Below are 21,451 nucleotides of genomic sequence, written 5' to 3'. Positions count from 1 at the left end.
CACTTACCTTCTCAGGAATCAGCATGTCGTTCACCCGAGCTTCACTCTGTCACGCCGTTTTGTTGGCCCTGTCGCTGTGCGCCGGCCCCGTTGCCCAGGCCCAGGTACAGGCTAGTCCCGCCCTGCCGCCGATCGAACAGTTCTTCTCGCGCCCGGCCTTCAACGGCGGCCTGCTCTCGCCGAACGGCCGCTACCTGGCCGCACGCTCGAGCGCCAAGGGCCAGCGCGACTTCCTGGTGGTGGTCGACCTGCAAACCAACCAGGGCAAGGTGGTTGCCTCGTACAACGATGCCGACATCGGTGCCTTCCAGTGGGTGAATGGCGAACGCCTGATTTTCGACGTCAACGACCGTACCGTCGCCCAGGGCGATGTCGAATACGCGCCGGGCCTGTTTGCCGTGAATGCCGACGGCAGCCAACTGGTGCAGCTGGCCGACCGCGGCGTGCGTTCGCAGACGGGCACGATGACCGGCCGCCGCATCCTGCCCTGGCACACCTACCTGATGCCGGCGCGCGGCGCCCAGGATTCCGAATTCGTGTACGTGCGCAACGTGGTCTGGAAGACCGGCTACAAGCGCAGCCGCGTCAGCCTGCTGCGCTTGAACACGCTCACCGGCCAGGCCCAGGAAGTGAGCCGGCCGAAGCAGGACGTGAGCGGCTGGCTGCTCGACCACAAGGGCGAACCGCGCATCGCCTTTGGCCAGGACGAGGATGTGACGAACATCTTCTACCTCGACCCGTCCAGCAAGGAATGGCGCAAGCTGACCAGTTTCAAGTCCTACGGCGACAACCCGGACGACATCACGCCGCTGGCCTTCGGCCCGGACGGCAAACTGTACGTGGCCGCGCGCAACGGCAAGGACACCAACGCCGTGTACACCTTCGACATCGCCAGCGGCAAGCTGGCAAGCGAACCGGTGCTGAATGCGGTCGGCTACGATTTCGACGGCGACATCCTGACCAGCCGCGACAAGGTGCTGGGCATGCACTTCACCACCGACGCCGAATCGATCGAGTGGATCGATCCCGAGATGAAGGCGGTGCAGGACAGCGTCGACAAGCTGCTGCCGGCCACCGTCAACCTGGTGTCGCCGCCGCCCCAGCACAGCACCACGCCATGGGTGCTGGTGCGTGCCTATTCGGATGTGATTCCATCGACCTATTTCCTGTACAACCGCGAGTCCAAGCTGCTGAACAAGGTCGGCGAAACCGCCCCCGGCATCGATCCGAAGCAGATGGGCCGCCAGCAGGCGCTGCGCTACAAGGCGCGCGACGGCCTCGAGATTCCGGCGCTGCTGACGCTGCCGCCGGGCGGCAAGAAGAGCGGCCTGCCGCTGGTGGTGCTGGTGCACGGCGGCCCCTGGGTGCGCGGCAGCTCGTGGGGCTGGAATCCGCATACCCAGTTCCTGGCCTCGCGCGGCTATGCGGTGCTGGAGCCGGAATTCCGCGGCAGCCTGGGCTTCGGCTCGGCCCACTACAAGGCCAGCTTCAAGCAGTGGGGCCTGGCCATGCAGAACGACGTCGCCGACGGCGTACGCTGGGCGGTCGACAAGGGCCTGGTCGATCCGAAGCGCGTCTGCATTGCCGGCGCCAGCTATGGCGGCTATGCCACCCTGATGGGCCTGATCAACGATCCGGACATGTACAAGTGCGGCGTCGACTGGGTCGGCGTGACCGACATCAACCTGATGTACGGCAGCGCGAACCATACCAGCGACATGCCGGACGAATGGAAGCGCTACGGCATGCCGGAAATGATCGGCGACCAGGTCAAGGACGCGGCCCAGCTGAAGGCGACCTCGCCGATCGAGCAGGCGGCGCGCATCCGGCAGCCGCTGCTGCTGGCCTACGGCGGCGCCGACGTGCGCGTACCGATCGACCACGGCACCAAGTTCTACTCGGCGGTCAAGCGCACCAACCCGAACGTCGAATGGGTCGAGTACCCGGACGAGGGCCACGGTTTCTACCTGCCGAAGAACAGCATCGATTTCTGGAGCCGTGTCGAGAAGTTCCTCGACAAAAACATCGGCAAGGGCGCAGCCTTGTAAGCGCATCGACGGCGGCGCCCTGCCATCACCCGAAGGAGGTCCTATGTCATCTGGCAAGATCCTCGTAGCTCAGGGAGGCGGTCCGACCGCCGTCATCAACCAGTCCATGGTCGGCGTCGCGCTCGAAGCGCGCCGCTTCCAGGGCGTCACCCGCGTCTACGGCGCCCTGCACGGCGTGCGCGGCATCGTGGACGAGGATTTCCTCGACCTCACCCAGGAAACCAGCCACAACCTGGAACTGGTGGCCGCCACGCCGTCCTCGGCGCTGGGCTCGACGCGCGACAAGCCCGACGCCGCCTACTGCGCGCGCATCTTCGAGACCCTGCGCGCGCACGAGATCGAACACTTCTTCTACATCGGCGGCAACGATTCGGCCGACACGGTGCGCATCGTCAGCCAGGAGGCGCGCCAGGCCGGCTATCCACTGCGCTGCATCCATATTCCGAAAACCATCGACAACGACCTGGCCGGCAGCGACCACACGCCCGGCTTTCCGTCGGCGGCGCGCTTCGTGGCCCAGGCCTTTGCCGGCGCCAATCTCGACAATGCCGCCCTGCCCGGGGTCTACGTCGGCGTGGTGATGGGGCGCCATGCCGGCTTCCTCACCGCGGCAGCCAGCCTGGGCAAGAAGTTCCCCGACGACGGCCCGCACCTGATCTACCTGCCCGAGCGCGTGTTCGACCTGGAACGCTTCCTGGCCGACGTCAAGACGATGGTCGAACGCCACGGGCGCTGCGTGATCGCGGTCTCGGAAGGCATCCACGATGCTTCCGGCGAACCGGTCGCCACCCTGCTGGCCAGGGAAATCGAGCGCGACCAGCACGGCAACGTGCAACTCTCGGGCAGCGGCGCCCTGGCCGACCTGCTGTGCGACGAAATCAAGGCGAAACTCGGCATCAAGCGCGTGCGCGGCGACACCTTCGGCTACCTGCAGCGCTCCTTCATCGGCTGCGTGTCCGACGTCGACCAGCGCGAGGCGCGCGAAGTCGGCGAAAAGGCGGTCCAGTTCGCGTTCTGGGGCGAGCGCGACGGTTCGGTGGCGATCCGCCGCACCGGTTTTTATTCGGTCGACTACGAACTGCTGCCGCTGGACGCCGTGGCCGGCAAGACCCGCACCATGGAAGACGAATTCATCAGCGAAAGCGGCACCGACGTGACCGACGCCTTCCGCCTCTACCTGCGCCCGCTGCTGGGGTCCGGCATGTCGGACGCCTTCCGCCTGCGCGGAGCGCGGGTGCCGAAGGTGCTGGGACGCTGAATACCGAACGTGCCGTGGGAATTGGTGAGCTTTTTCGGCTTGCCCAACTGCTATGCTGCCGGCACAAATGGCTGCGCACGCGGCCGATAACGATAACGACCTGAACGGAACATCCATGCTTTCACGCCCCCTCCCGGGCCGGCTCGCCAGCACGCTGGCGCTGGCCCTGTGCGTCGCCGCGCCGCTGCACGCCGCACCCGACGCCGCACCCACCGCCGCCCCCGCCGCCACCGCATCCGCGCTGCCGCCGATCGAACGCTTCTTCATCAATCCGGTGCTGGCCGGCGCCAAGCTGTCGCCGAGCGCGCGCTACCTGGCGGCGGTATCGAGCGCACCCGGGCGGCGCGACATCCTGGTAGTGATCGACCTGCAGGCCAATAGCGCCAAGCCGGTGGCCGGCTACAAGGATGCCGACATCCTCGACTTCGAATGGGTCAACGACGGCCGCCTGCTCTTCAACGTGACCGACCGCCAGGTGGCGCCGGGCGGCGCCTACATGGCGGCCGGGCTGTACGCGGTCGACAAGGACGGCGCCAACCTGCGCCAGCTGGCCAACCGCCGCGGCAACGCCATCGAGTCGACCGGCACCCTCATCGCAAGCAAGGTGCTGCCCTGGCATACCTTCATGATGGACGAGCGCGGCGCCCAGGATTCCGCCTTTGTCTACGTCCAGAGCGTCGAGTACGCGGAAGACAGCTACGACATCCGCACCGTGAACCTGCTGAAGCTGAACACCCTCACCGGCGCCACCCAGACCGTGCAGCGGCCGGCCAGGGTCACCGGCTGGATGCTCGACCACAAGGGCGAGCCGCGCCTGGCCTCGGGCAGCGACAAAGGCATGACCACCATCTGGTACCGCGAACCCGCCACGGGCGCCTGGCGCGTGCTGAGCACCTTCGACACCTATAAAGGCGGCAAGGATGCCTTCGAGCCGCTCGGCTTCGGCAGCGACGGCACCCTGTACGCGGTGGCCCACGGCGGCAAGGACACCACCAGCGTCTTCACCGTCGACACCGCCACCGGCAAGCTGGGCGCCGAGCCGCTCGTGGTCACGCCCGGCTACGATTTCTCGGGTTCGCTCGTCAGCAGCGGCGACAAGCTGCTCGGCATCCGGCTGCGCACCGATGCCGTCACCACGGTCTGGCTCGACGCGCCGATGCAGGCGGTGCAGCAAAAGCTCGACGAAGCCCTGCCCGGCACGATCAATTTGATGTCCTTCCCTTCCGGGAACCACGCCGAATGGGCGCTGGTGCGCTCGTATTCCGACAAAAAGCCGCCCTTCTATCACCTGTACAACGTCCGGACCGGCAAGCTGAACCTGGTCGGCCAGGCTTATCCGGGCATCGACCCGGCGCGCATGGGGCGCCAGGACGCGGTGCGCTACAAGGCGCGCGACGGCATGGAGATTCCCGCGCTGCTGACGCTGCCGGCAAGCGGCGCGAAGAATGCGCCGCTGGTGGTGCTGGTGCATGGCGGGCCGTACGTGCATGGCAACCACTGGGGCTGGGACCCGGAAACCCAGTTCCTGGCTTCGCGCGGCTATGCGGTGCTGGAGCCGGACTTCCGCGGCAGCACCGGCTATGGCGACAAGCACTTCCGCGCCGGCTGGAAGCAATGGGGCCTGAAGATGCAGGACGACATCGCCGACGGCGCCCGCTGGGCCGTGGCGCAGGGCTACGCCGATCCGAAGCGCATCTGCATCGCCGGCGCCAGCTACGGCGGCTACGCCACCCTGATGGGGCTGGTGAACGACCCCGACCTGTACAAGTGCGGCGTCAGCTGGGCCGGCGTTACCGACATCAACCTGCTCTACGACGGCCACTGGAGCTTTACCTCGGACATGACTGCGCAGTGGAAGCAGTACGGCATGCCCGACCTGATCGGCGACCAGGTCAAGGACGCGGCGCAGTTGAAGGCGACCTCGCCGATCCAGCAGGCGGCACGCATCAAGGCGCCGCTGCTGCTGGCCTACGGCGGCGTCGACCGCCGCGTGCCGATGTTCCACGGCCGCAAATTCCTCGACGCGGTGAAGCCGACCAACCCACAGGTCGAGTGGCTCGAGTACCAAGATGAAGGGCACGGCTGGAGCCTGCCGGCGAACCGGGTCGATTTCTGGGGACGGGTCGAGAAGTTCCTGGACCGGAATATCGGGAGTGGGGCGAAATAACCGATCAGCTTGTACGTAGGGTGGACGGGTCTCCCGTCCACGCGTTCAACCTGAGGTCGCGCCGCGTGGCAATGACGCTTTGATTGAACGCGTGGACGGCATAGCCGCCTTGTCGTGGCCCGGTCCACCCTACGAAAGCAATAAAAAAGGCGCTCCTCGGAGCGCCTTTTTGCTGAGCTGCAGACCAGCTTACACCACCACGGTCTGCGCCTGGCCTTCTTCACGCGCACGGATTTCGCCGATGCGGTACACGGTCTCGCCAGCCGCCTGCAGCTGGGCCATGGCCGCATCCGCATTTTCCTTGGCCACGATCACGGTCATGCCGATGCCGCAGTTGAACACGCGGTGCATCTCGGCATCCGCTACGCCGCCATGCTGCTGCAGCCACTGGAACAGCGGCGGCATGGTCCACGACGAACCGTCCAGCACCGCGGTCAGGTTGTCTGCCAGCACGCGCGGGATGTTCTCGACCAGGCCGCCGCCGGTGATGTGCACCAGGCCCTTCACTTCCATCGCCGCCATCAGCGCCAGCAGCGGCTTCACGTAGAGGCGGGTTGGCGCCATCAGCACGTCGGCCAGCTTGCGCCCGTGGAAATCGGCTTCCAGGTCCGGCTTGGCGACGCTGATGATCTTGCGCACCAGCGAGTAACCGTTCGAGTGGATGCCCGACGACGCCAGGCCCAGCACCACGTCGCCCGGCACGATCTTGCTGCCGTCGATGATCTGCGATTTTTCCACCGCGCCGACGGCGAAGCCGGCCAGGTCGTATTCGCCGTCCGGGTACATGCCCGGCATCTCGGCCGTCTCGCCGCCCAGCAGGGCGCAGCCCGATTCTTCGCAACCCTTGGCGATGCCCGAGACCACGGCGGTGGCGGTGGCCACGTCCAGCTTGCCGCAGGCGAAGTAGTCGAGGAAGAACAGCGGCTCGGCGCCCTGCACCAGGATGTCGTTGACGCTCATGGCCACCAGGTCGATGCCGACCGTGTCGTGGCGGTTCAGCTCGAAGGCGAGTTTCAGCTTGGTGCCGACGCCGTCGGTACCCGAGACCAGGACCGGCTCCTTGAACTTCTTGCTGATCTCGAACAGACCGCCGAAGCCGCCGATGCCGCCGAGCACGCCTTCGCGCATGGTGCGCTTGGCAAGGGGTTTGATCGCTTCGACCAGGGCATCGCCGGCGTCGATATCGACACCCGCGTCGCGGTAAGACAGAGAAACATTAGATGGTTGGCTCATGGTATTTAGCAGCGGAGGCGGTAAAATAGAAGGCGTAGACCTGTTTCTGGTCAATTCGCTATTCTAGCAAAACGGGCTGGCCCCAACCGCTAAACCGCCGCTAAACCGAGATAACAACAAAAACATGCCATTCTTTTCGCCAACTGGAGAACAATTTGCCGAGCTTGTGGCGGCGCTCCGGCGAGATGCGACGGTCATTTCCATGGTTGCATGTCGCGCTGTGCATGCGGTGAGACCGCGTGGGCACAAGTGCCCACCCTACGAAAGTCGAGCTCCCCAATGAAACAGCTGGTGCTCGATCTAGGCGCCGAACATCCGGCGCAGAGCCTCGATACCTTCCAGGTTGGGGCGAATGCGGAACTGACGCACCTGATGCACCAGTTCGCGCAGCGTGCATCGCGCGAGCATTTCGCCTACCTGTGGGGCGACACCGGCGCCGGCAAGACCCACCTGCTGCAGGGCCTGGCGGCCACGCCGGCCTCGCGCTACATCGCCGCCGATGCGCCGAGCGAAGAGTTCGTGTTTACGCCGGAGATCACGCTCTACCTGCTGGACGACTGCAACCTGCTGTCGCCGCAAGCCCAGATCGACGCCTTTGCCCTGTTCAACCAGATCCGCGAACACGGCGCCTACATGGTCTCCACTGGCCCGGTGCCGCCGGCCGTGCTGCCGGTGCGCGAAGACCTGCGCACGCGCATGGGCTGGGGCCTGATCTACCTGATCCACGGTTTGTCCGACGACGAGAAGATCGCCGCCCTCACACAAGCTGCCGAGGCGCGCGGTTTGACGCTGTCGGCCAGCGTGTTACCCTATTTGCTGTCCCATTTCAAGCGCGACATGCGCTCCCTGGCGACGATGCTGGACGCCCTCGACCAGTATTCGCTCGAAACCCAGCGCCCCGTCACGCTGCCGCTGCTGCGCGACCTGCTGCTCCAGGGCACCCCGCAGTCGGAATCCAAAGAATGAAAAACCTTGCGCTGTTTGACCTCGACCACACCCTGCTGCCGATCGACTCGGATTACGAGTGGGGCCAGTTCCTGGTGCGAATCGGGGCCGTCGACGCGCTCGAATACAAGCGCCGCAACGACGACTTTTTTGCCCAGTACCAGGCCGGCGTGCTCGACCCCGTGGAATACCTGGAATTCGCCCTCGGCACCCTGGCGCGCTATCCGCGCAGCGAGCTCGACGCCATGCACGCCCGGTACATGGAGGAGGTGATCGTTCCGGCGATCCGCCCGCAGGCGCGCGCCCTGGTGCAGCGCCACCTCGACGCCGGCGACCTGGTGGCCATCATCACCGCCACCAACCACTACATCACGGCCCCGATCGCCAGGGCCTTCGGCGTGGAGCACCACATCGCCGCCATGCCCGAGCTGGACGATGCCGGCAAATTGACCGGCAAGCTGGCCGGCACCCCGACCTCGGGGCTGGGCAAGGTCACGCACATGCACGCCTGGCTGGAAGGCCTGGGCCGACCGTTCGCCTCCTTCGAGCGCAGCTGGTTCTACAGCGACTCGCACAACGATATTCCACTATTATCCGTAGTGTCGGACCCGGTTGCGACCAACCCCAACGCGGCGCTCGCCCAACACGCACACGCCAACGGCTGGCCACTACTTCATCTTTTCAATGATTAAAAAATTCATCCGTAAAATCCTTGGCGTGAAAGACGGGCGCAACCCTACCGAACCGGTGACCCTCGGCGTCGAGCAGCACGGCATCGACCTCAAACTGCTGTCGCCGAACGCGATCCGCCTGACGCAAACCCTGCAGGAGGCCGGCTTCAAGGCCTTCGTGGTCGGCGGCGCCGTGCGCGACCTGCTGCTGGGCGTGAAGCCGAAAGACTTCGACATCGCCACCGATGCCACGCCCGAGCAGGTGAAAAAGCTGTTCCGGCGCGCCTTCATCATCGGCCGCCGCTTCCAGATCGTGCACGTGATGTTCGGCCAGGAGCTGCTGGAAGTGACCACCTTCCGCGGCGCCGGCAGCGCCAACGCGCCGAAGGACGAACACGGCCGCGTCCTGCGCGACAACAACTTCGGCCCCCAGCACGAGGATGCCGCGCGGCGCGACTTCACCATCAACGCGATGTACTACGATCCGGCCACGCAAACCGTGCTGGACTACCACGGCGGCATCGAGGACATCCGCGACAAGACCCTGCGCATCATCGGCGTGCCCGAAGCGCGCTACCGCGAAGACCCGGTGCGCATGCTGCGCGTGGTGCGCTTCGCCGCGAAACTCGGCTTCACGATCGAGCCGACCACGCGCGCGCCGATCCCCGTGATGGCGCCGCTGATCGACAACGTGCCGGCCGCGCGTGTATTCGACGAAATGCTGAAACTCCTGCTCTCGGGCCACGCGCTGGCCTGCCTGAAGGAGCTGCGTTCGGCCGGCCTGCACCACGGCCTCCTGCCCCTGCTCGACGTCGTATTGGAGCAGCCGATCGGCATGAAGTTCGTGACCCTGGCGCTGGAGTCGACCGATGGCCGCGTGAAAGCCGGCAAGGGTGTGTCGCCGGGCTTCCTGTTTGCCTCGCTGCTGTGGCACCAGGTGCTGGAGAAGTGGACCGCCTACCGCGCCGCCGGCGAGTCGCCGATTCCGGCCCTGCACCTGGCCGCCGACGACGTACTGGAAACCCAGACCGAGAACCTGGCCCTGCAACGCCGCATCGCCACCGACATGCGCGACATCTGGGCCATGCAGCCGCGCTTCGAGCGCCGCCAGGGCAAGGCGCCTTATAAATTGCTGGAGAACCCGCGCTTCCGCGCCGGCTACGACTTCCTGCTGCTGCGCTGCGCCTCGGGCGAACTCGATGCCGAGATCGGCGAATGGTGGACCGCCTTCTACGAAGCCGAATCCGGCGAACGCGAACGCCTGCTGACCCAGGCGAATGCGCGCCCGGCCGCCGGCGAAAAGAAAAAGCGCGCACCGCGCCGTGGCCCGCGCCACCGCAACGCCGAAGGCGGCGCCACCGCCACCGCCGCTGCTGGTTCAGGCGGCGCCGAGGAATGATCGCCTACATCGGCATCGGCGCCAACCTGGGCGATGCGCGCGCGAATGTGCGCGACGCCCTGGCGCGCCTGGATGCGTATCCGGGCTGCCGTCTGCATGCCGCCTCCGGCTGCTGGCGCACCGCGCCGGTCGACTCCTCGGGCGACGACTACATCAATGCGGTGGCCGCCGTCGATACCGAACTCGATGCGCACGCCCTGCTGGCGGCGCTGATGGACATCGAACAGGCGCACGGCCGCGAGCGCCCCTACCGCAACGCGCCGCGCACGCTGGACCTGGATGTGCTGCTGTATGGCGATGCCGTGATCGATACGCCCACCCTCACCGTGCCGCATCCGCGCATGCACGAGCGCGCCTTCGTGCTGGCGCCGCTGCTGGACATCGCGCCCGACATCGCCATTCCCGGCCGCGGCCGCGCCGCCGATTTCCTGCCTGGCGTGGCCGACCAGGCGATCGCCAGACTGGACTAGCGCATGCAGATTCCCGTTTTCTTCCAGACCGCAGGCCTCCTGGTCCTGTCGAACATCTTCATGACCTTTGCCTGGTACGGGCACCTGAAGAGCCTGAACAACCGCGCCTGGTATATCGCGGCACTGATCAGCTGGGGCATCGCCCTGTTTGAATATTTGCTGCAGGTGCCGGCCAACCGCATCGGCGCCACCCAGTACAGCCTGGCCCAGCTGAAGATCATGCAGGAAGCGATTACGCTGACCGTGTTCGTGCCGTTCGCGATGTTCTACATGAACCAGCCGTTCAAGCTCGACTACGTGTGGGCGGCGCTGTGCCTGGTGGGCGCGGTGTATTTCATTTTCCGTAGCTGAAGCGCTGGGGAAAAACCGGCGGCTTCGGCAGGATTTTGTAGACGGCATTACACTACGCCGTTGATTATTTCGTATTTCAAAGGATGACCATGAGCGCTTATTTGCAAGGCAAGGAAATGACTGGCGGCGACACCCCACCACCATCCAGGCCGGCGCGCAAACCCGTCACGATTCCCGCCCTGCACGCCATGCGTGCGGCGGGTACCAAGATCGCCATGCTGACCTGCTACGACGCCAGCTTCGCCTCGCTGATGGACCGCTGCGGCGTCGACATCCTCTTGATCGGCGATTCGCTGGGCATGGTCTGCGCCGGCCACTCGTCGACGCTGCCGGTGACCCTGGCCGACATGGTCTATCACACCGCCTCTGTCGTACGCGGCAACAAGAATGCCCTGATCGTTTCCGACCTGCCGTTTGCCAGCTACGCCACCAAGGAAATCGCCTTCGAAAGCGCCGCTGCCCTGATGCGCGCCGGCGCCCAGATGGTGAAGATCGAAGGCGGCGCCTGGCTGGCCGAGACGGTTGCTTTTCTCGCCGAACGCGGCATCCCGGTCTGCGCCCACATCGGCCTGACCCCGCAGTTCGTGCACCAGCTGGGCGGCTTCAAGGTCCAGGGTAAAACCAGCGAGGGCGCCGAGCGCCTGAAGAACGATGCGCTGGCCCTGCAGGCGGCCGGCGCAGCCATCGTGCTGCTGGAAGCGGTGCCGTCGGCGCTGGGCAAGGAAGTCACGGAATCGCTGCAGGTGCCGACCATCGGCATCGGCGCCGGCCCCGACACCTCGGGCCAGGTGCTGGTGATGCACGACATGCTCGGCGTCTTCCCAGGCCACAAGGCGCGTTTCGTGAAGAACTTCATGGACGGCCAGACCAGCATCGACGGCGCCGTGCAGGCCTATGTGGCGGCGGTGCAGGACGGCAGTTTCCCGGCGCCGGAACACTGCTTCTGATCGAGGGGGAGCGATGGACAGCGTTTCCAGTACGCGCCTGTTCCTCGCCCTGTGGCCGGACCCTGCGGTCCGGCATGCGCTGCGCGAGCGGCGCGACCTCTGGGACTGGCCGCGTGGCGCCAGTCCGGTGCATCCCGATAAACTCCATGTGACGCTGCACTTCCTCGGCAGCGTGCCGGGCGAACGCGTGCCCGATCTGCGGCGTGGATTTGCCGTTCCCTTCACTCCCTTCGAATTGACGCTGGGTGTGCCCAAGCTCTGGCATAACGGCATTGCCGTGCTCGAGCCTTCGAGCGAACCGCCGGAACTGCTGGACCTGCACGCACAATTGAGCAATGCCCTCGTTGCCCTCGGCCTGCAGCCGGAAGCGCGCAAGTACCGTCCACACGTAACGTTTGCACGGCGTGCCAGCGGCGTCGCGCTGCCGCCCGCAGCGCCGCCGCTGGTGTGGAAAGTCGACGGCTATGCATTGGTCGAATCGCAGCCGGACAATGGCGGCGTGTACCAGGTGCTGGAAACCTATTCCTGAAGTATCTGGCAAAGCAGTGGCTTTCCGGATTTGCACACCTGAATCGGATCGAATACATGCTCAGGGCTTTGAATTTCCATCCTGGAAAGTATGGGCCTTGGTGTCGATTAGCCTGGTCCCATCCGTTCTAGCGCCTCTGCTGCATTGAGAAGGCCGCCCAGAATCTTGTCGGCGACCTGTTCCGACAACCCAACCGGAAGGTCGGTGCGGATCTTCTCCACGACCCCAGGCGTGCGGGCAATGAATTCCTGTAGCAGCGGCTCGGCGTCGTTGCCGTAACCGACCTTCCTGGCAGTGCTGTTAAAGTGCCGCCGCATGATGCCGCGTGCCAGATAATGCCGGCTCTTCCCAAGCAGGGCCATCGCCATCTTGATGTCGTGGTCTGCCCACTGGTTCGGCCCAGCACCGATAACAGGATAAGCCGACATCACATCATAGATAGGCGTCAGCCTGAAACGTCCCTCCCCGGCGAGCAGTTGGATACTGAAGTTCTTGGCGTGACCATCTGGTGCACGCAGCATCCAGAACAGCAGTTGCGTGGCCATCAGCGTACGCATGTCCGTAGCGGCCTGTTGCGATTGCTGCAGGAGCGTAAACATCTGCTGTAAACCTGGGCCACCTTCATTTTCGTATTTCACCAGCGGCGAGGTCCCGGTTGCCTGACAGAAGTCCTCCTGGACAAGCCGGAAGAGCTGCTTGCCGTTGGCCGATAGCGTACGGTCGAAACGCTCGACAACGAGCACCCGTTGCGAGCCGAACGTCGCAATCTCGGCATTCGCAGTGGGCAGTCCGTACTCCTTGAACAGGCGCAGGCATAGCCACTCGTTATCTACCGATGTGGAGAAGTCAGCCTTGCGGCCACCTACCATTCCAATCGGCAGCTTGAAGATGTGGGTCGTCGGTGTAGCTCCACGTGGCTTGAGCCATTTTCCTTCCCACCGTAAGAAAGCATCTTTCTCTTGCGCTCCCGCCAGCGATATACGAAAGTCGTCGTCGGGGTCCTGCGGCGTGCCATACCTGCCTGGGTCGATCACTTCGAGCAGGTGCCGCTCGATGGCGTCGTCGTCCACGGCAATGCCGTCAACCTGGGCAACCCCTTCCGGTTCGACGCCTTCGGGCAGGAGCTGCAAGGCGCCGACGCAGTCCCGGCCAATCGCCGCAAGAAGGTCAAACGCCTCGATGGAACCTGTCTTGAAGCGGGCTGCAACACGCTTGCGGATGGTATCGCTATCAGGCAAAAGCCCTTCGAAATAGTGCGAGACGTGCGCCCCCTTGAGCGGTTCGTTACGCAGATTGAACGGCATCGACAGCGAAATCGGGCGGCCACGCTCGGAACGGCGCCAGGCGATGTCGTACTGCAGTTCGGAGTCTCCATTGGCCTTGACCGTCCACCGGCCAACGTAATCCCCATTGGCCCAAAGGTGCAGTATCTGGCTATGTGAACGGCGCCCCATGCCTACCACTCCGAAGAACTGCTTGCGGCCGGTATATCCCGCTCACCCAGACGCAGTTCCAACTCGAGTGCCGAGCACCAGCTGAGCAATTGCTTGACGCTGATTTCCTCAGGATGGCTCTCAAGATAAGAGATACGGTTCTGGCTCAGGCCGACTCGATTCGCCACAGCTGTTTGTGTAAGCCTATGCCGTTTGCGGGTCGCTATCAGCAACTGGCCCAGCTGCGCTGCGGTGATGAGAACAGGGGTGGCAGGCGAAAAAGACATAGATGAGAATATCCGATATCCAGATAAAATCATTTTATCTGTAAAGCGGATAAAGTCAATCTAGCTGAATAACAGCTAAGTTCATCGTCATCACTGTCTACGTAGTTTCCGCAATCGGTACGCCAGAGCACATTACTAGCACATCCGTTTCGCCGTGCCAATTGACTTTCTTGTCATTTTGCACTAAAATTGGCAACAATTAACAACAATTGTCGTCAATACGGCATTCTGCTGCACCGTATTTTCCACCCGTGGAAAATCACTCCAGGGCCTTGCGCCCACACCTGTAATCGTTTGAAGCAGCTTTTGCGTCAACACTCCTGGCGCCGTGCATGCGCGGCGCCTGCGTGCTTAAAAGTCCTGAACCCCAGCCTCTTTTAACACGCAACCGACACCCTTGAACGGCATTTGCTCCGGCAATGCGTGTCTCGCCCCTTTCCGTCGCCTGCGCGCTCGTGCGCTCGTGCGCCTTGCATCGCCGACGGCTCGGGTCCATTCATTCCCTTTGGCGGGTATGGCCCAGGTTTTTTGCCCAAGTGCCCATTCGCCAAATCGAAGGAGAACCACAACGTGGCAAAACAAATCATCATCGACCATGTCTTCAAGGTCTACGGCGACGAACCCGAAGCGGCGCTGGAACTGGTCCGCCAGGGCGCCGGCAAGCAGGACATCCTGGCCAGTACCGGCTGCACCATCGGCGTGTTCGACGCCACCTTCACCATCGAGGCCGGCGAAATCTTCGTCATCATGGGCCTGTCCGGTTCGGGCAAGTCGACGATGGTGCGCATGCTCAACCGCCTGGTCGAGCCGACCGCCGGCCGCATCCTGGTCGACGGCGACGACATCAATACCCTGCCCGACGCGCAACTGCGCGCCCTGCGCCGCAAGGACATCAGCATGGTGTTCCAGTCGTTCGCGCTGCTGCCGCATATCACCGTGCTCGACAACACCGCGTTCGGCATGGAGCTGGCCGGCATTCCCAAGGCCGAGCGCCATGCGCAGGCGCTGCAGGCGCTGGAACAGGTCGGCCTCGCGGGCTATGCCGCCAGCTATCCCGATGAACTTTCGGGCGGCATGCAGCAACGCGTGGGCCTGGCCCGTGCGCTGGCATCCGACCCGTCGATCCTGCTGATGGACGAAGCGTTTTCCGCGCTCGACCCGATCATGCGCACCGACATGCAGTCCGAGCTGCTGCGCCTGCAGCAGATCAAGCGCCGCACCATCGTCTTCATTTCGCACGATCTCGACGAAGCCATGCGCATCGGCGACCGCATCGCCATCATGAAGGATGGCCACGTGGTGCAGGTCGGCACGCCGGAGGAAATCCTGCGCCAGCCTGCCAACGACTACGTGCGCAACTTCGTGCGCGGCGTCGATGCGGCGGCCGTCTTCAAGGCCGGCGACATCGCCCGCAAGAGCCAGATCGTGGTGTCGGAGTCGCCCACCCGCGGTTCGCGTGCGGCGCTGTCGATGCTGGAAGAACAGGACCGGGCCTACGCCTATGTCGTGAGCCCGGGGCGCACATTCCTCGGCGTGGTCTCGGCCGATTCGCTGCGCAGCGCGCTCGACGGCCATACCGGCCCGCTGGGCCTGGCGCATGCCTTTCTCCCGGACGTGCAAACCATCCATGCCGACGAGCCCGTCGCCGGTTTGTTCGGCCAGGTGGCGCAGCTGCCGTACGCGGTGCCGGTGGTGGCCAACGACGGCAGCTTCCGCGGCGCCATCAGCAAGACCACCTTGCTGAAGTTCCTCGACCGCGATACGCCGGCCGTTCCTGAAATGCAGACACAGAAAGGACAAGCATGAATTCGAGTACCGTCAGCGCTGCGCAAGCGGCAGTAGAAGGGTTCGCAGCACCGGCCGTTGCCCCGGTCAGCGCACCGGTCGCCGAGCAGGCCGCCCAGGTCAACCCATGGCTGCCGGCGCCGCCGTCCGACACCTCCTGGCTCGACGCGGTGCCGCCTTCGGCCACGCCCGAACACGCAGCCGGCATCGACGTCGCGCATATCCTCGACGGTTCGCTGCCGCTGCAGTCCTGGATCAACGAAGGCCTGGGCTGGGTGGTCGCGCATTTCCGACCCTTCTTCCAGGCCGTGCGCGCGCCGATCGACGCCACGCTGAATGCGTTCAGCCACCTGCTGCTGGCCGCGCCTTCGCTGGTGGTGATCGCCATCATCGGCCTGCTGGCCTGGCAGTTCACCAGCCGCGCGCTGGCCGTTGGCACCGTGGTGTCCCTGCTGCTGGTGTCGGTGCTGGGCGTCTGGCCGGAAGCGATGGTCACCCTGTCGCTGGTGCTGACTTCGCTCGCTTTCTGCCTGGCGCTTGGCTTGCCGCTGGGGATCTTCCTGGCCAGCAGCGACCGCGCGCAGAACATCCTGCGCCCGCTGCTCGACGCCATGCAGACCACGCCGGCCTTTGTCTACCTGGTGCCGGTGGTCATGCTGTTCGGTATCGGCAATGCGCCTGGCGTGATCGTCACCATCATCTTCGCCCTGCCGCCGCTCGTGCGCCTGACCAATCTCGGCATCCGGCAAGTCCGTCCCGACCTGATCGAAGCGGCGCGTGCCTACGGCGCCTCGCCCTGGCAGCTGCTCACCCGCGTGCAATTCCCGCTGGCGATGCCGTCGATCATGGCCGGCATCAACCAGTCGCTGATGCTGTCGCTGTCGATGGTGGTGATCGCCTCGATGATCGCGGTCGGTGGCCTGGGCCAGATGGTGCTGCGCGGTATTGGCCGCCTGGACATGGGCATGGCCACCGTCGGCGGCCTCGGCATCGTGCTGCTGGCCATCATGCTGGACCGCCTGACCCAGGCGATGGGCCAGCCGCGCCGCGGCGTGCGGCACTGGTACCAGACCGGGCCGGCCGGCGTCGTCCTGCGCCTGGTGCGGGGCAGCCAGGCACGCGGCGATGCGGCCGCCGCACCCGTTCGCTCGATGCGTACCCAATAAAAGAAAGGATTTTGATGCATCAACTTGCAAACTTTAAAGACACAGCCAGGACGAAGCGCCGCTTCCAGTGGTTCTCGGCCATGGCGCTTGCCGCCCTCACCCTCACCACGAGCCTGGCCATGGCGCAAACGCCGGCTGCCGAACTGCCCGGCAAGGGCATCCAGGTGCAGGCGCTGCAAGGCTCGGTTGCCGAGGAAACCTTCCAGACCATGCTGGTGAACAGCGCCCTGGAAAAGCTGGGCTACGAGATCCAGCCGATCAAGGAAGTCGCCTACCCCACCGCCCACGTCGCCGTGGGCAATGGCGATGCGACCTTCCTCGCGGTCCACTGGGACCCGCTGCACCAGGATTACTACGACAATGCCGGCGGCGATGCCAAGCTGCTGCGCACCGGCGCCTACGCCGGCCCGGCCGCGCAGGGCTACCTGATCGACAAGGCAACGGCCGAGAAATACAACATCACGAACATCGAGCAGCTGCGCGACCCGGGCCTGGCCAAGCTGTTCGACCATGACGGCGACGGCAAGGCCGACCTGACCGGCTGCGATCCGGGCTGGGGCTGCGAAGCCATGATCGAGCACCACATGGACGCCTACAAACTGCGCGCCACCGTCAAGCACGTGCAGGGCAGCTACGCCGCGCTGATCGCCGACACGATCGGCCGCCACGAGCGTGGCGAACCGATCCTGTACTACACCTGGACGCCCTACTGGGTGAGCGGCGTGCTGGTGCCGGGCAAGGATGTGGTGTGGCTGCAGGTGCCGTTCTCGGCCAATCCACGCAAGGACAATACCCGCCTGGACGATGGCAGCGACTACGGCTTTTCGGTGAACACCACGCGCATCGTCGTGAACCGTGCCTGGGCCGAGAAGAACCCGGCGGCCGTCAAGCTGTTCCAGGTCATGCGTTTGCCGATTGCCGACATCAATGCGCAGAACGAGCGCATGCGCACCGGCGAAAATTCCCAGGACGATATCGCGCGCCATACGGCGGGCTGGATCAAGTTCCACCAGCAATTGTTCGACAGCTGGATCGCGCAGGCGCTGGCGGCGGCCAAGCCCTGATCCCGGGCTGTCAGGACACGAAACGCACCGCCTTCGGCCCGGGCTAGCGCCACGCTTCCCCGGGCCGGGCTTTCCTGCGCTGGAGCCGCCGGTCCAGCACGAGGAAGAGGACGAAGGTCAGCAAGCACATGCTGAAGTTGAAGATGCGTAGCGAATTGCCATGGGCTGTTGCTGTCGCCAGGAAGGCAAGACCGCCGGGAACGGGCGCGACGCCGTGTCCGGTCACAACGCCGGGACTCAACAACGCCGCCGCAAGCAGGTTCAGCACGGTGCGCCATGGCAGCGTCGTTCTCCGCAGCCAGGCATGCCACAGCCCGGCGTAAATGGCGCTCGAGATGGCAAGCCAGACGCACACCAATGCCGCATTCAATACATAGATCATAGGCTTCCTGATTCCTTACCAACCTGCAGGATTCATGCCATCGCCCGCGCTCAGAGCCCGATCCAGGTCGTCTTCAGCTCGGTGTACTTGTCAAAGGCGTGCAGCGACTTGTCGCGCCCGTTGCCGGACTGCTTATAGCCGCCGAAGGGCACGGTGATGTCGTCGCTGTCGTACTGGTTCACGTGGACCGTGCCGGCGCGCAGGCTGCGTGCGCTGCGGATCGCCTTGCTCATGTTCGACGTCCACACCGCCGCCGCCAGGCCGTAGGGCGTGGCATTCGCCTGGCGCACCGCCTCGTCGAGGTCGGTGAACGACAGCACCGACAGCACCGGCCCGAAGATTTCCTCGCGCGCGATGCGCATGCCGGGGGCGACGCCATCGAACAGCGTCGGCGCAACGTACAGGCCGCCCGACTCGACCCGCGCTGCCTCGCCGCCCGCCAGCAGCCGCGCGCCCTCTTCCTGGCCCGAGGCGATGTAGCCGAGCACGGTCTTCATCTGGACGGCGTCGACGATCGCGCCCATCACCGTGTCTTGATCGAGCGGGTCGCCCGGCGTGAAGTTCGGCACCAGCGCCAGGGCCTTTTCCAGGAATGCATCCTTGATCGATGCCTCGACGAACAGGCGCGAGGGCGCGTTGCAGCTTTCGCCCTGGTTGAAATAGATGGAACCGACCGCGGCGGCCACGGCGACATCGAGGTCCGGGCAGTCGGCGCAGACGATGTTGGCGGACTTGCCGCCGAGCTCGGTCCAGGCGCGCTTCAGGTTCGATTGCCCCGCCATCTGCACGATCTGCTTGCCGGTGCGGGTCGATCCGGTGAACGCGATGCAGTCGACGTCCATGTGCAGGCCGAGCGCCTTTCCTGCTTCCTCGCCATAACCGGGCAGCACGTTGAACACGCCCGGTGGCACGCCGGCCTCCAGCGCCAGCTCGGCCAGGCGCAGGGCCGTCAGCGGCGCCTTTTCCGACGGTTTCAATACCAGGCTGTTGCCGGCGGCCAGGGCCGGGCCGATCTTCCAGGCCGCCATCAGCATCGGGTAGTTCCAGGGAATGATGGCGGCCACCACGCCGACCGGCTCGCGCGTGACCAGGGCCAGGCTGTCTTCGGGCGTGGGCGCCACCTGGTCGTAGAGCTTGTCGACCGCTTCGCCATACCAGCGGATGCAGTTCTGGGCCAGCTGCACGTCGACGCTGCGGCTGTAGCGGATCGGTTTGCCCATGTCCAGGGTTTCCAGCAGGGCCAGTTCGTCGCGCTGCTCCAGCATCAGATCGGCGAAGCGGACCAATACGCGCTTGCGCTCGGCAGGCGCCTTGCCGGCCCAGCGCCGGTCGTCGAAAGCGGCGCGGGCGCAGGCGACGGCCGCGTCGACGTCGGCCAGGTCGCAGCGCGCCACCTCGGCCAGCTTGCGGCCGTCGACCGGCGAGATGCAGTCGAAACGCGCTTCGGATCGCGCATGGACCCGCTCGCCGTTGATGAAGGCGCGGCCATCGATTTCCAGCGCGGCGGCACGGTCGTGCCAGTGTGTTGTTGTCATGCCAGTATTCCCCCGATGATGAAAGAAAACACCACGAAAATCCGGGCAAGGTTGATCCCCCTGCCAGTTTCTGCCGCTATAATCGCCGATTTTCCGCCCGATAATTTCCTGCCCTAGCCGAGGCATCTTCCCTATGAATTACACCCTGATTACCTGTGTCGTCATCTACCTGCTGGGCACCTTGGCGCTGGGCGTGTGGGCAGGCTCGCGTATCAAGAATACCAGCGACTTCGCTGTCGCAGGCCGCAGCCTGCCTTTGATCATGGTCATCACGACGACGTTTGCCACCTGGTTCGGCGCCGAAACCGTGATGGGCGTGCCGGCCAGGTTCGTGCAGGGCGGCCTGAACGCCATCATCGAAGACCCCTTCGGCGCCGGCACCTGCCTGATCCTGGTCGGCCTGTTCTTCGCGACCAAGCTGTACAAACTGAACCTGCTGACCATCGGCGACTACTACCGCCAGCGCTACGGCAAGGGCATCGAGATCTTTTGCTCGGTGGCCATCATCCTGAGCTACCTCGGCTGGGTCGCGGCCCAGATCACGGCGCTCGGCCTGGTGTTCTCGGTGTTGACCAATGGCGCCATGCCGCCTGCGGTGGGCATGGTGATCGGCACCCTGGCCGTGCTGATCTACGTGGTGGTGGGCGGCTTCCTGGCCGTGGCGCTGACCGACTTCATCCAGATGATCGTGCTGGTGATCGGCATGTCGATCATCGCCTTCTTCGCGGCCGACCTGGCCGGCGGCGCCGACAAGGTGCTGGACATGGCCCAGCAAGCCAACCTGTGGCGCCTGCTGCCCGAGCCGACCTTCAACGACATCGTCTTCTTTATCGGCGCGGCGATTACCATGATGTTCGGCAGCATTCCGCAGCAGGACGTGTTCCAGCGCGTGATGTCGGCCAAGGACGCGCCGACCGCGCGCGCCGGCGCCGTGATCGGCGGCGCCAGCTACATCCTGTTCGGTTTCGTGCCGATGTTCATCGTCGCCGCCGCGGTGGTGGTGATGGGCAGTAACGCCATGGAAATCGCGCGCAACGATTACCAGCAGCTGCTGCCGACCTTCGTCATGACGAAAATGCCGCTGATCATGCAGATCCTGTTCTTCGGCGCCCTGCTGTCGGCGATCAAGAGCACTTCGTCGGCTACCCTGCTGGCGCCGTCGACCAGCTTCACCGAGAACATCCTGAAAAATATCCGCCCGGGCATGAGCGACCGCCAGCAACTGCTGGCCATGCGCATCACCATCGTGATCTTCGCGGCGCTGGTGCTGGTGTATGCGATTGCGATGGAAGGCACCTCGATCTATGAGCTGGTGTCCTCGGCCTACCAGGTGACGCTGGTGGCCGCCTTCGTGCCGCTGGTGATGGGCCTGTACTGGAAGCGAGCGACGACCCAGGGCGGGATCTTCTCGATCGTGGCCGGGCTGGTGGTGTGGATAGCGTTCTTCCCGCAGATCTCGACGCTGGGCGAGCATTTCCCGGGGCAGCTGGCCGGCCTGCTGGCGGCGTTCGTGGGCATGTTCGTGGGTTCGCTGGCGCCGCAGGTGCTGAAGAACCGGACGGAGCCGACGAAGACCATCGCGGCTGGTGCGTAAGGTGGGCACTCCGTGCCCACGCGGAACGATGAGCAATGTTAGCCGTGCCACAGCACATTGTTAGCTGAACGCGTGGACGGGAAACCCGTCCACCCTACGGGTCTGAAAATATCGTAGGGTGGACAGCTCTGCCGTCCACGCGTTCAGATCACATACGCATGTCCGATCGCCACGCAAAGATAAACAC

19 protein-coding genes are annotated in these 21,451 nt (G+C 64.8%); 14 read left to right on the top strand and 5 right to left on the bottom strand.

The features are described from left to right. The first annotated feature begins 23 nt into the window (after window positions 1–23). From ACWYRN_RS10970 to ACWYRN_RS10960, 3 genes are all read left to right on the top strand, one after another. A complete protein-coding gene (locus ACWYRN_RS10970; RefSeq protein ID WP_488692442.1) occupies window positions 24–2,048 on the top strand; it encodes a S9 family peptidase in 2,025 nt (674 codons plus the stop codon). Window positions 2,049–2,091: 43 nt separating this feature from the next. Continuing rightward, complete coding sequence (locus ACWYRN_RS10965) at window positions 2,092–3,306, top strand: 6-phosphofructokinase (protein WP_488692441.1); 1,215 nt, start codon at window positions 2,092–2,094, stop codon at window positions 3,304–3,306. Window positions 3,307–3,421: 115 nt separating this feature from the next. Next, on the top strand, window positions 3,422–5,473 hold the full coding sequence (locus ACWYRN_RS10960) for an alpha/beta hydrolase family protein (RefSeq protein ID WP_488692440.1): 2,052 nt from the start codon (window positions 3,422–3,424) through the stop codon (window positions 5,471–5,473). Between the two features lie 189 nt (window positions 5,474–5,662). Here the strand turns inward: ACWYRN_RS10960 and purM are convergent, their stop codons facing one another. Further along, complete coding sequence (gene purM / locus ACWYRN_RS10955) at window positions 5,663–6,706, bottom strand: phosphoribosylformylglycinamidine cyclo-ligase (protein WP_488692439.1); 1,044 nt, start codon at window positions 6,704–6,706, stop codon at window positions 5,663–5,665. A gap of 279 nt (window positions 6,707–6,985) precedes the next feature. Here purM and hda point away from each other — a divergent pair, with 279 nt between their 5' ends. The 7 genes from hda (at window position 6,986) to thpR (ending at window position 12,018) form a co-directional block, all read left to right on the top strand. Next, window positions 6,986–7,672 (top strand): DnaA regulatory inactivator Hda, encoded by a 687-nt coding sequence (gene hda / locus ACWYRN_RS10950; RefSeq protein ID WP_290421955.1) that lies wholly within the window; start codon window positions 6,986–6,988, stop codon window positions 7,670–7,672. Further along, window positions 7,669–8,343, top strand: coding sequence for a histidinol-phosphatase (locus ACWYRN_RS10945; RefSeq protein WP_488692438.1), 675 nt, complete (start codon window positions 7,669–7,671; stop codon window positions 8,341–8,343). The genes hda and ACWYRN_RS10945 overlap by 4 nt, the downstream gene beginning before the upstream one ends. Continuing rightward, window positions 8,336–9,721 carry a polynucleotide adenylyltransferase PcnB gene (gene pcnB / locus ACWYRN_RS10940; protein ID WP_488692437.1) on the top strand — a complete coding sequence of 462 codons (1,386 nt, stop codon included), beginning with the start codon at window positions 8,336–8,338 and terminating at the stop codon, window positions 9,719–9,721. The genes ACWYRN_RS10945 and pcnB overlap by 8 nt, the downstream gene beginning before the upstream one ends. Next, a complete protein-coding gene (gene folK / locus ACWYRN_RS10935; RefSeq protein ID WP_488692436.1) occupies window positions 9,718–10,191 on the top strand; it encodes a 2-amino-4-hydroxy-6-hydroxymethyldihydropteridine diphosphokinase in 474 nt (157 codons plus the stop codon). The genes pcnB and folK overlap by 4 nt, the downstream gene beginning before the upstream one ends. A 3-nt stretch (window positions 10,192–10,194) precedes the next feature. Next, the gene (locus ACWYRN_RS10930) at window positions 10,195–10,542 is read left to right on the top strand and encodes a DMT family protein (protein WP_136220979.1); all 348 of its coding nucleotides are present in this window, start codon (window positions 10,195–10,197) and stop codon (window positions 10,540–10,542) included. Window positions 10,543–10,631: 89 nt separating this feature from the next. Further along, complete coding sequence (gene panB / locus ACWYRN_RS10925; protein WP_374041378.1) at window positions 10,632–11,489, top strand: 3-methyl-2-oxobutanoate hydroxymethyltransferase; 858 nt, start codon at window positions 10,632–10,634, stop codon at window positions 11,487–11,489. Between the two features lie 13 nt (window positions 11,490–11,502). Beyond that, complete coding sequence (gene thpR, locus ACWYRN_RS10920; protein WP_488692435.1) at window positions 11,503–12,018, top strand: RNA 2',3'-cyclic phosphodiesterase; 516 nt, start codon at window positions 11,503–11,505, stop codon at window positions 12,016–12,018. Window positions 12,019–12,125: 107 nt separating this feature from the next. On the opposite strand, the gene ACWYRN_RS10915 is transcribed toward thpR, so the two are convergent. Together ACWYRN_RS10915 and ACWYRN_RS10910 are read right to left on the bottom strand one after the other, a co-directional pair. Next, window positions 12,126–13,472 carry a type II toxin-antitoxin system HipA family toxin gene (locus tag ACWYRN_RS10915; protein WP_488692434.1) on the bottom strand — a complete coding sequence of 449 codons (1,347 nt, stop codon included), beginning with the start codon at window positions 13,470–13,472 and terminating at the stop codon, window positions 12,126–12,128. A gap of 2 nt (window positions 13,473–13,474) precedes the next feature. Next, on the bottom strand, window positions 13,475–13,738 hold the full coding sequence (locus ACWYRN_RS10910) for a helix-turn-helix domain-containing protein (protein WP_488692433.1): 264 nt from the start codon (window positions 13,736–13,738) through the stop codon (window positions 13,475–13,477). A 570-nt stretch (window positions 13,739–14,308) separates the two neighbouring features. On the opposite strand from ACWYRN_RS10910, the gene proV reads away from it, so the two are divergent. Genes proV through proX form a run of 3 tightly spaced genes read left to right on the top strand, consistent with a single transcriptional unit; the run spans window position 14,309 to window position 17,753 of the window. Next, window positions 14,309–15,544, top strand: coding sequence for a glycine betaine/L-proline ABC transporter ATP-binding protein ProV (gene proV, locus ACWYRN_RS10905; protein ID WP_488692432.1), 1,236 nt, complete (start codon window positions 14,309–14,311; stop codon window positions 15,542–15,544). Then, window positions 15,541–16,689, top strand: a complete 1,149-nt coding sequence (gene proW, locus ACWYRN_RS10900) for a glycine betaine/L-proline ABC transporter permease ProW (protein ID WP_488692431.1) — start codon at window positions 15,541–15,543, stop codon at window positions 16,687–16,689. Before proV ends, proW begins: the two co-directional genes overlap by 4 nt. Window positions 16,690–16,703: 14 nt before the next feature. Next, the gene (proX, locus tag ACWYRN_RS10895; RefSeq protein ID WP_488692430.1) at window positions 16,704–17,753 is read left to right on the top strand and encodes a glycine betaine/L-proline ABC transporter substrate-binding protein ProX; all 1,050 of its coding nucleotides are present in this window, start codon (window positions 16,704–16,706) and stop codon (window positions 17,751–17,753) included. Window positions 17,754–17,796: 43 nt separating this feature from the next. On the opposite strand, the gene ACWYRN_RS10890 is transcribed toward proX, so the two are convergent. Both ACWYRN_RS10890 and ACWYRN_RS10885 read right to left on the bottom strand, forming a co-directional pair. Beyond that, on the bottom strand, window positions 17,797–18,135 hold the full coding sequence (locus ACWYRN_RS10890) for a hypothetical protein (RefSeq protein ID WP_488692429.1): 339 nt from the start codon (window positions 18,133–18,135) through the stop codon (window positions 17,797–17,799). A 50-nt stretch (window positions 18,136–18,185) separates the two neighbouring features. Then, window positions 18,186–19,670, bottom strand: coding sequence for an aldehyde dehydrogenase (locus ACWYRN_RS10885; protein ID WP_488692428.1), 1,485 nt, complete (start codon window positions 19,668–19,670; stop codon window positions 18,186–18,188). Between the two features lie 133 nt (window positions 19,671–19,803). Between ACWYRN_RS10885 and ACWYRN_RS10880 the strand changes: the two genes are divergently transcribed. Next, window positions 19,804–21,264 carry a high affinity choline transporter 1 gene (locus ACWYRN_RS10880; protein ID WP_488692427.1) on the top strand — a complete coding sequence of 487 codons (1,461 nt, stop codon included), beginning with the start codon at window positions 19,804–19,806 and terminating at the stop codon, window positions 21,262–21,264. Window positions 21,265–21,451: the final 187 nt, after the last annotated feature.

The organism is Massilia sp. BAP21 (assembly GCF_057801335.1).
Note: the sequence above shows the minus strand (reverse complement) of the source record. Positions and strands in the feature narration are given on the sequence as shown.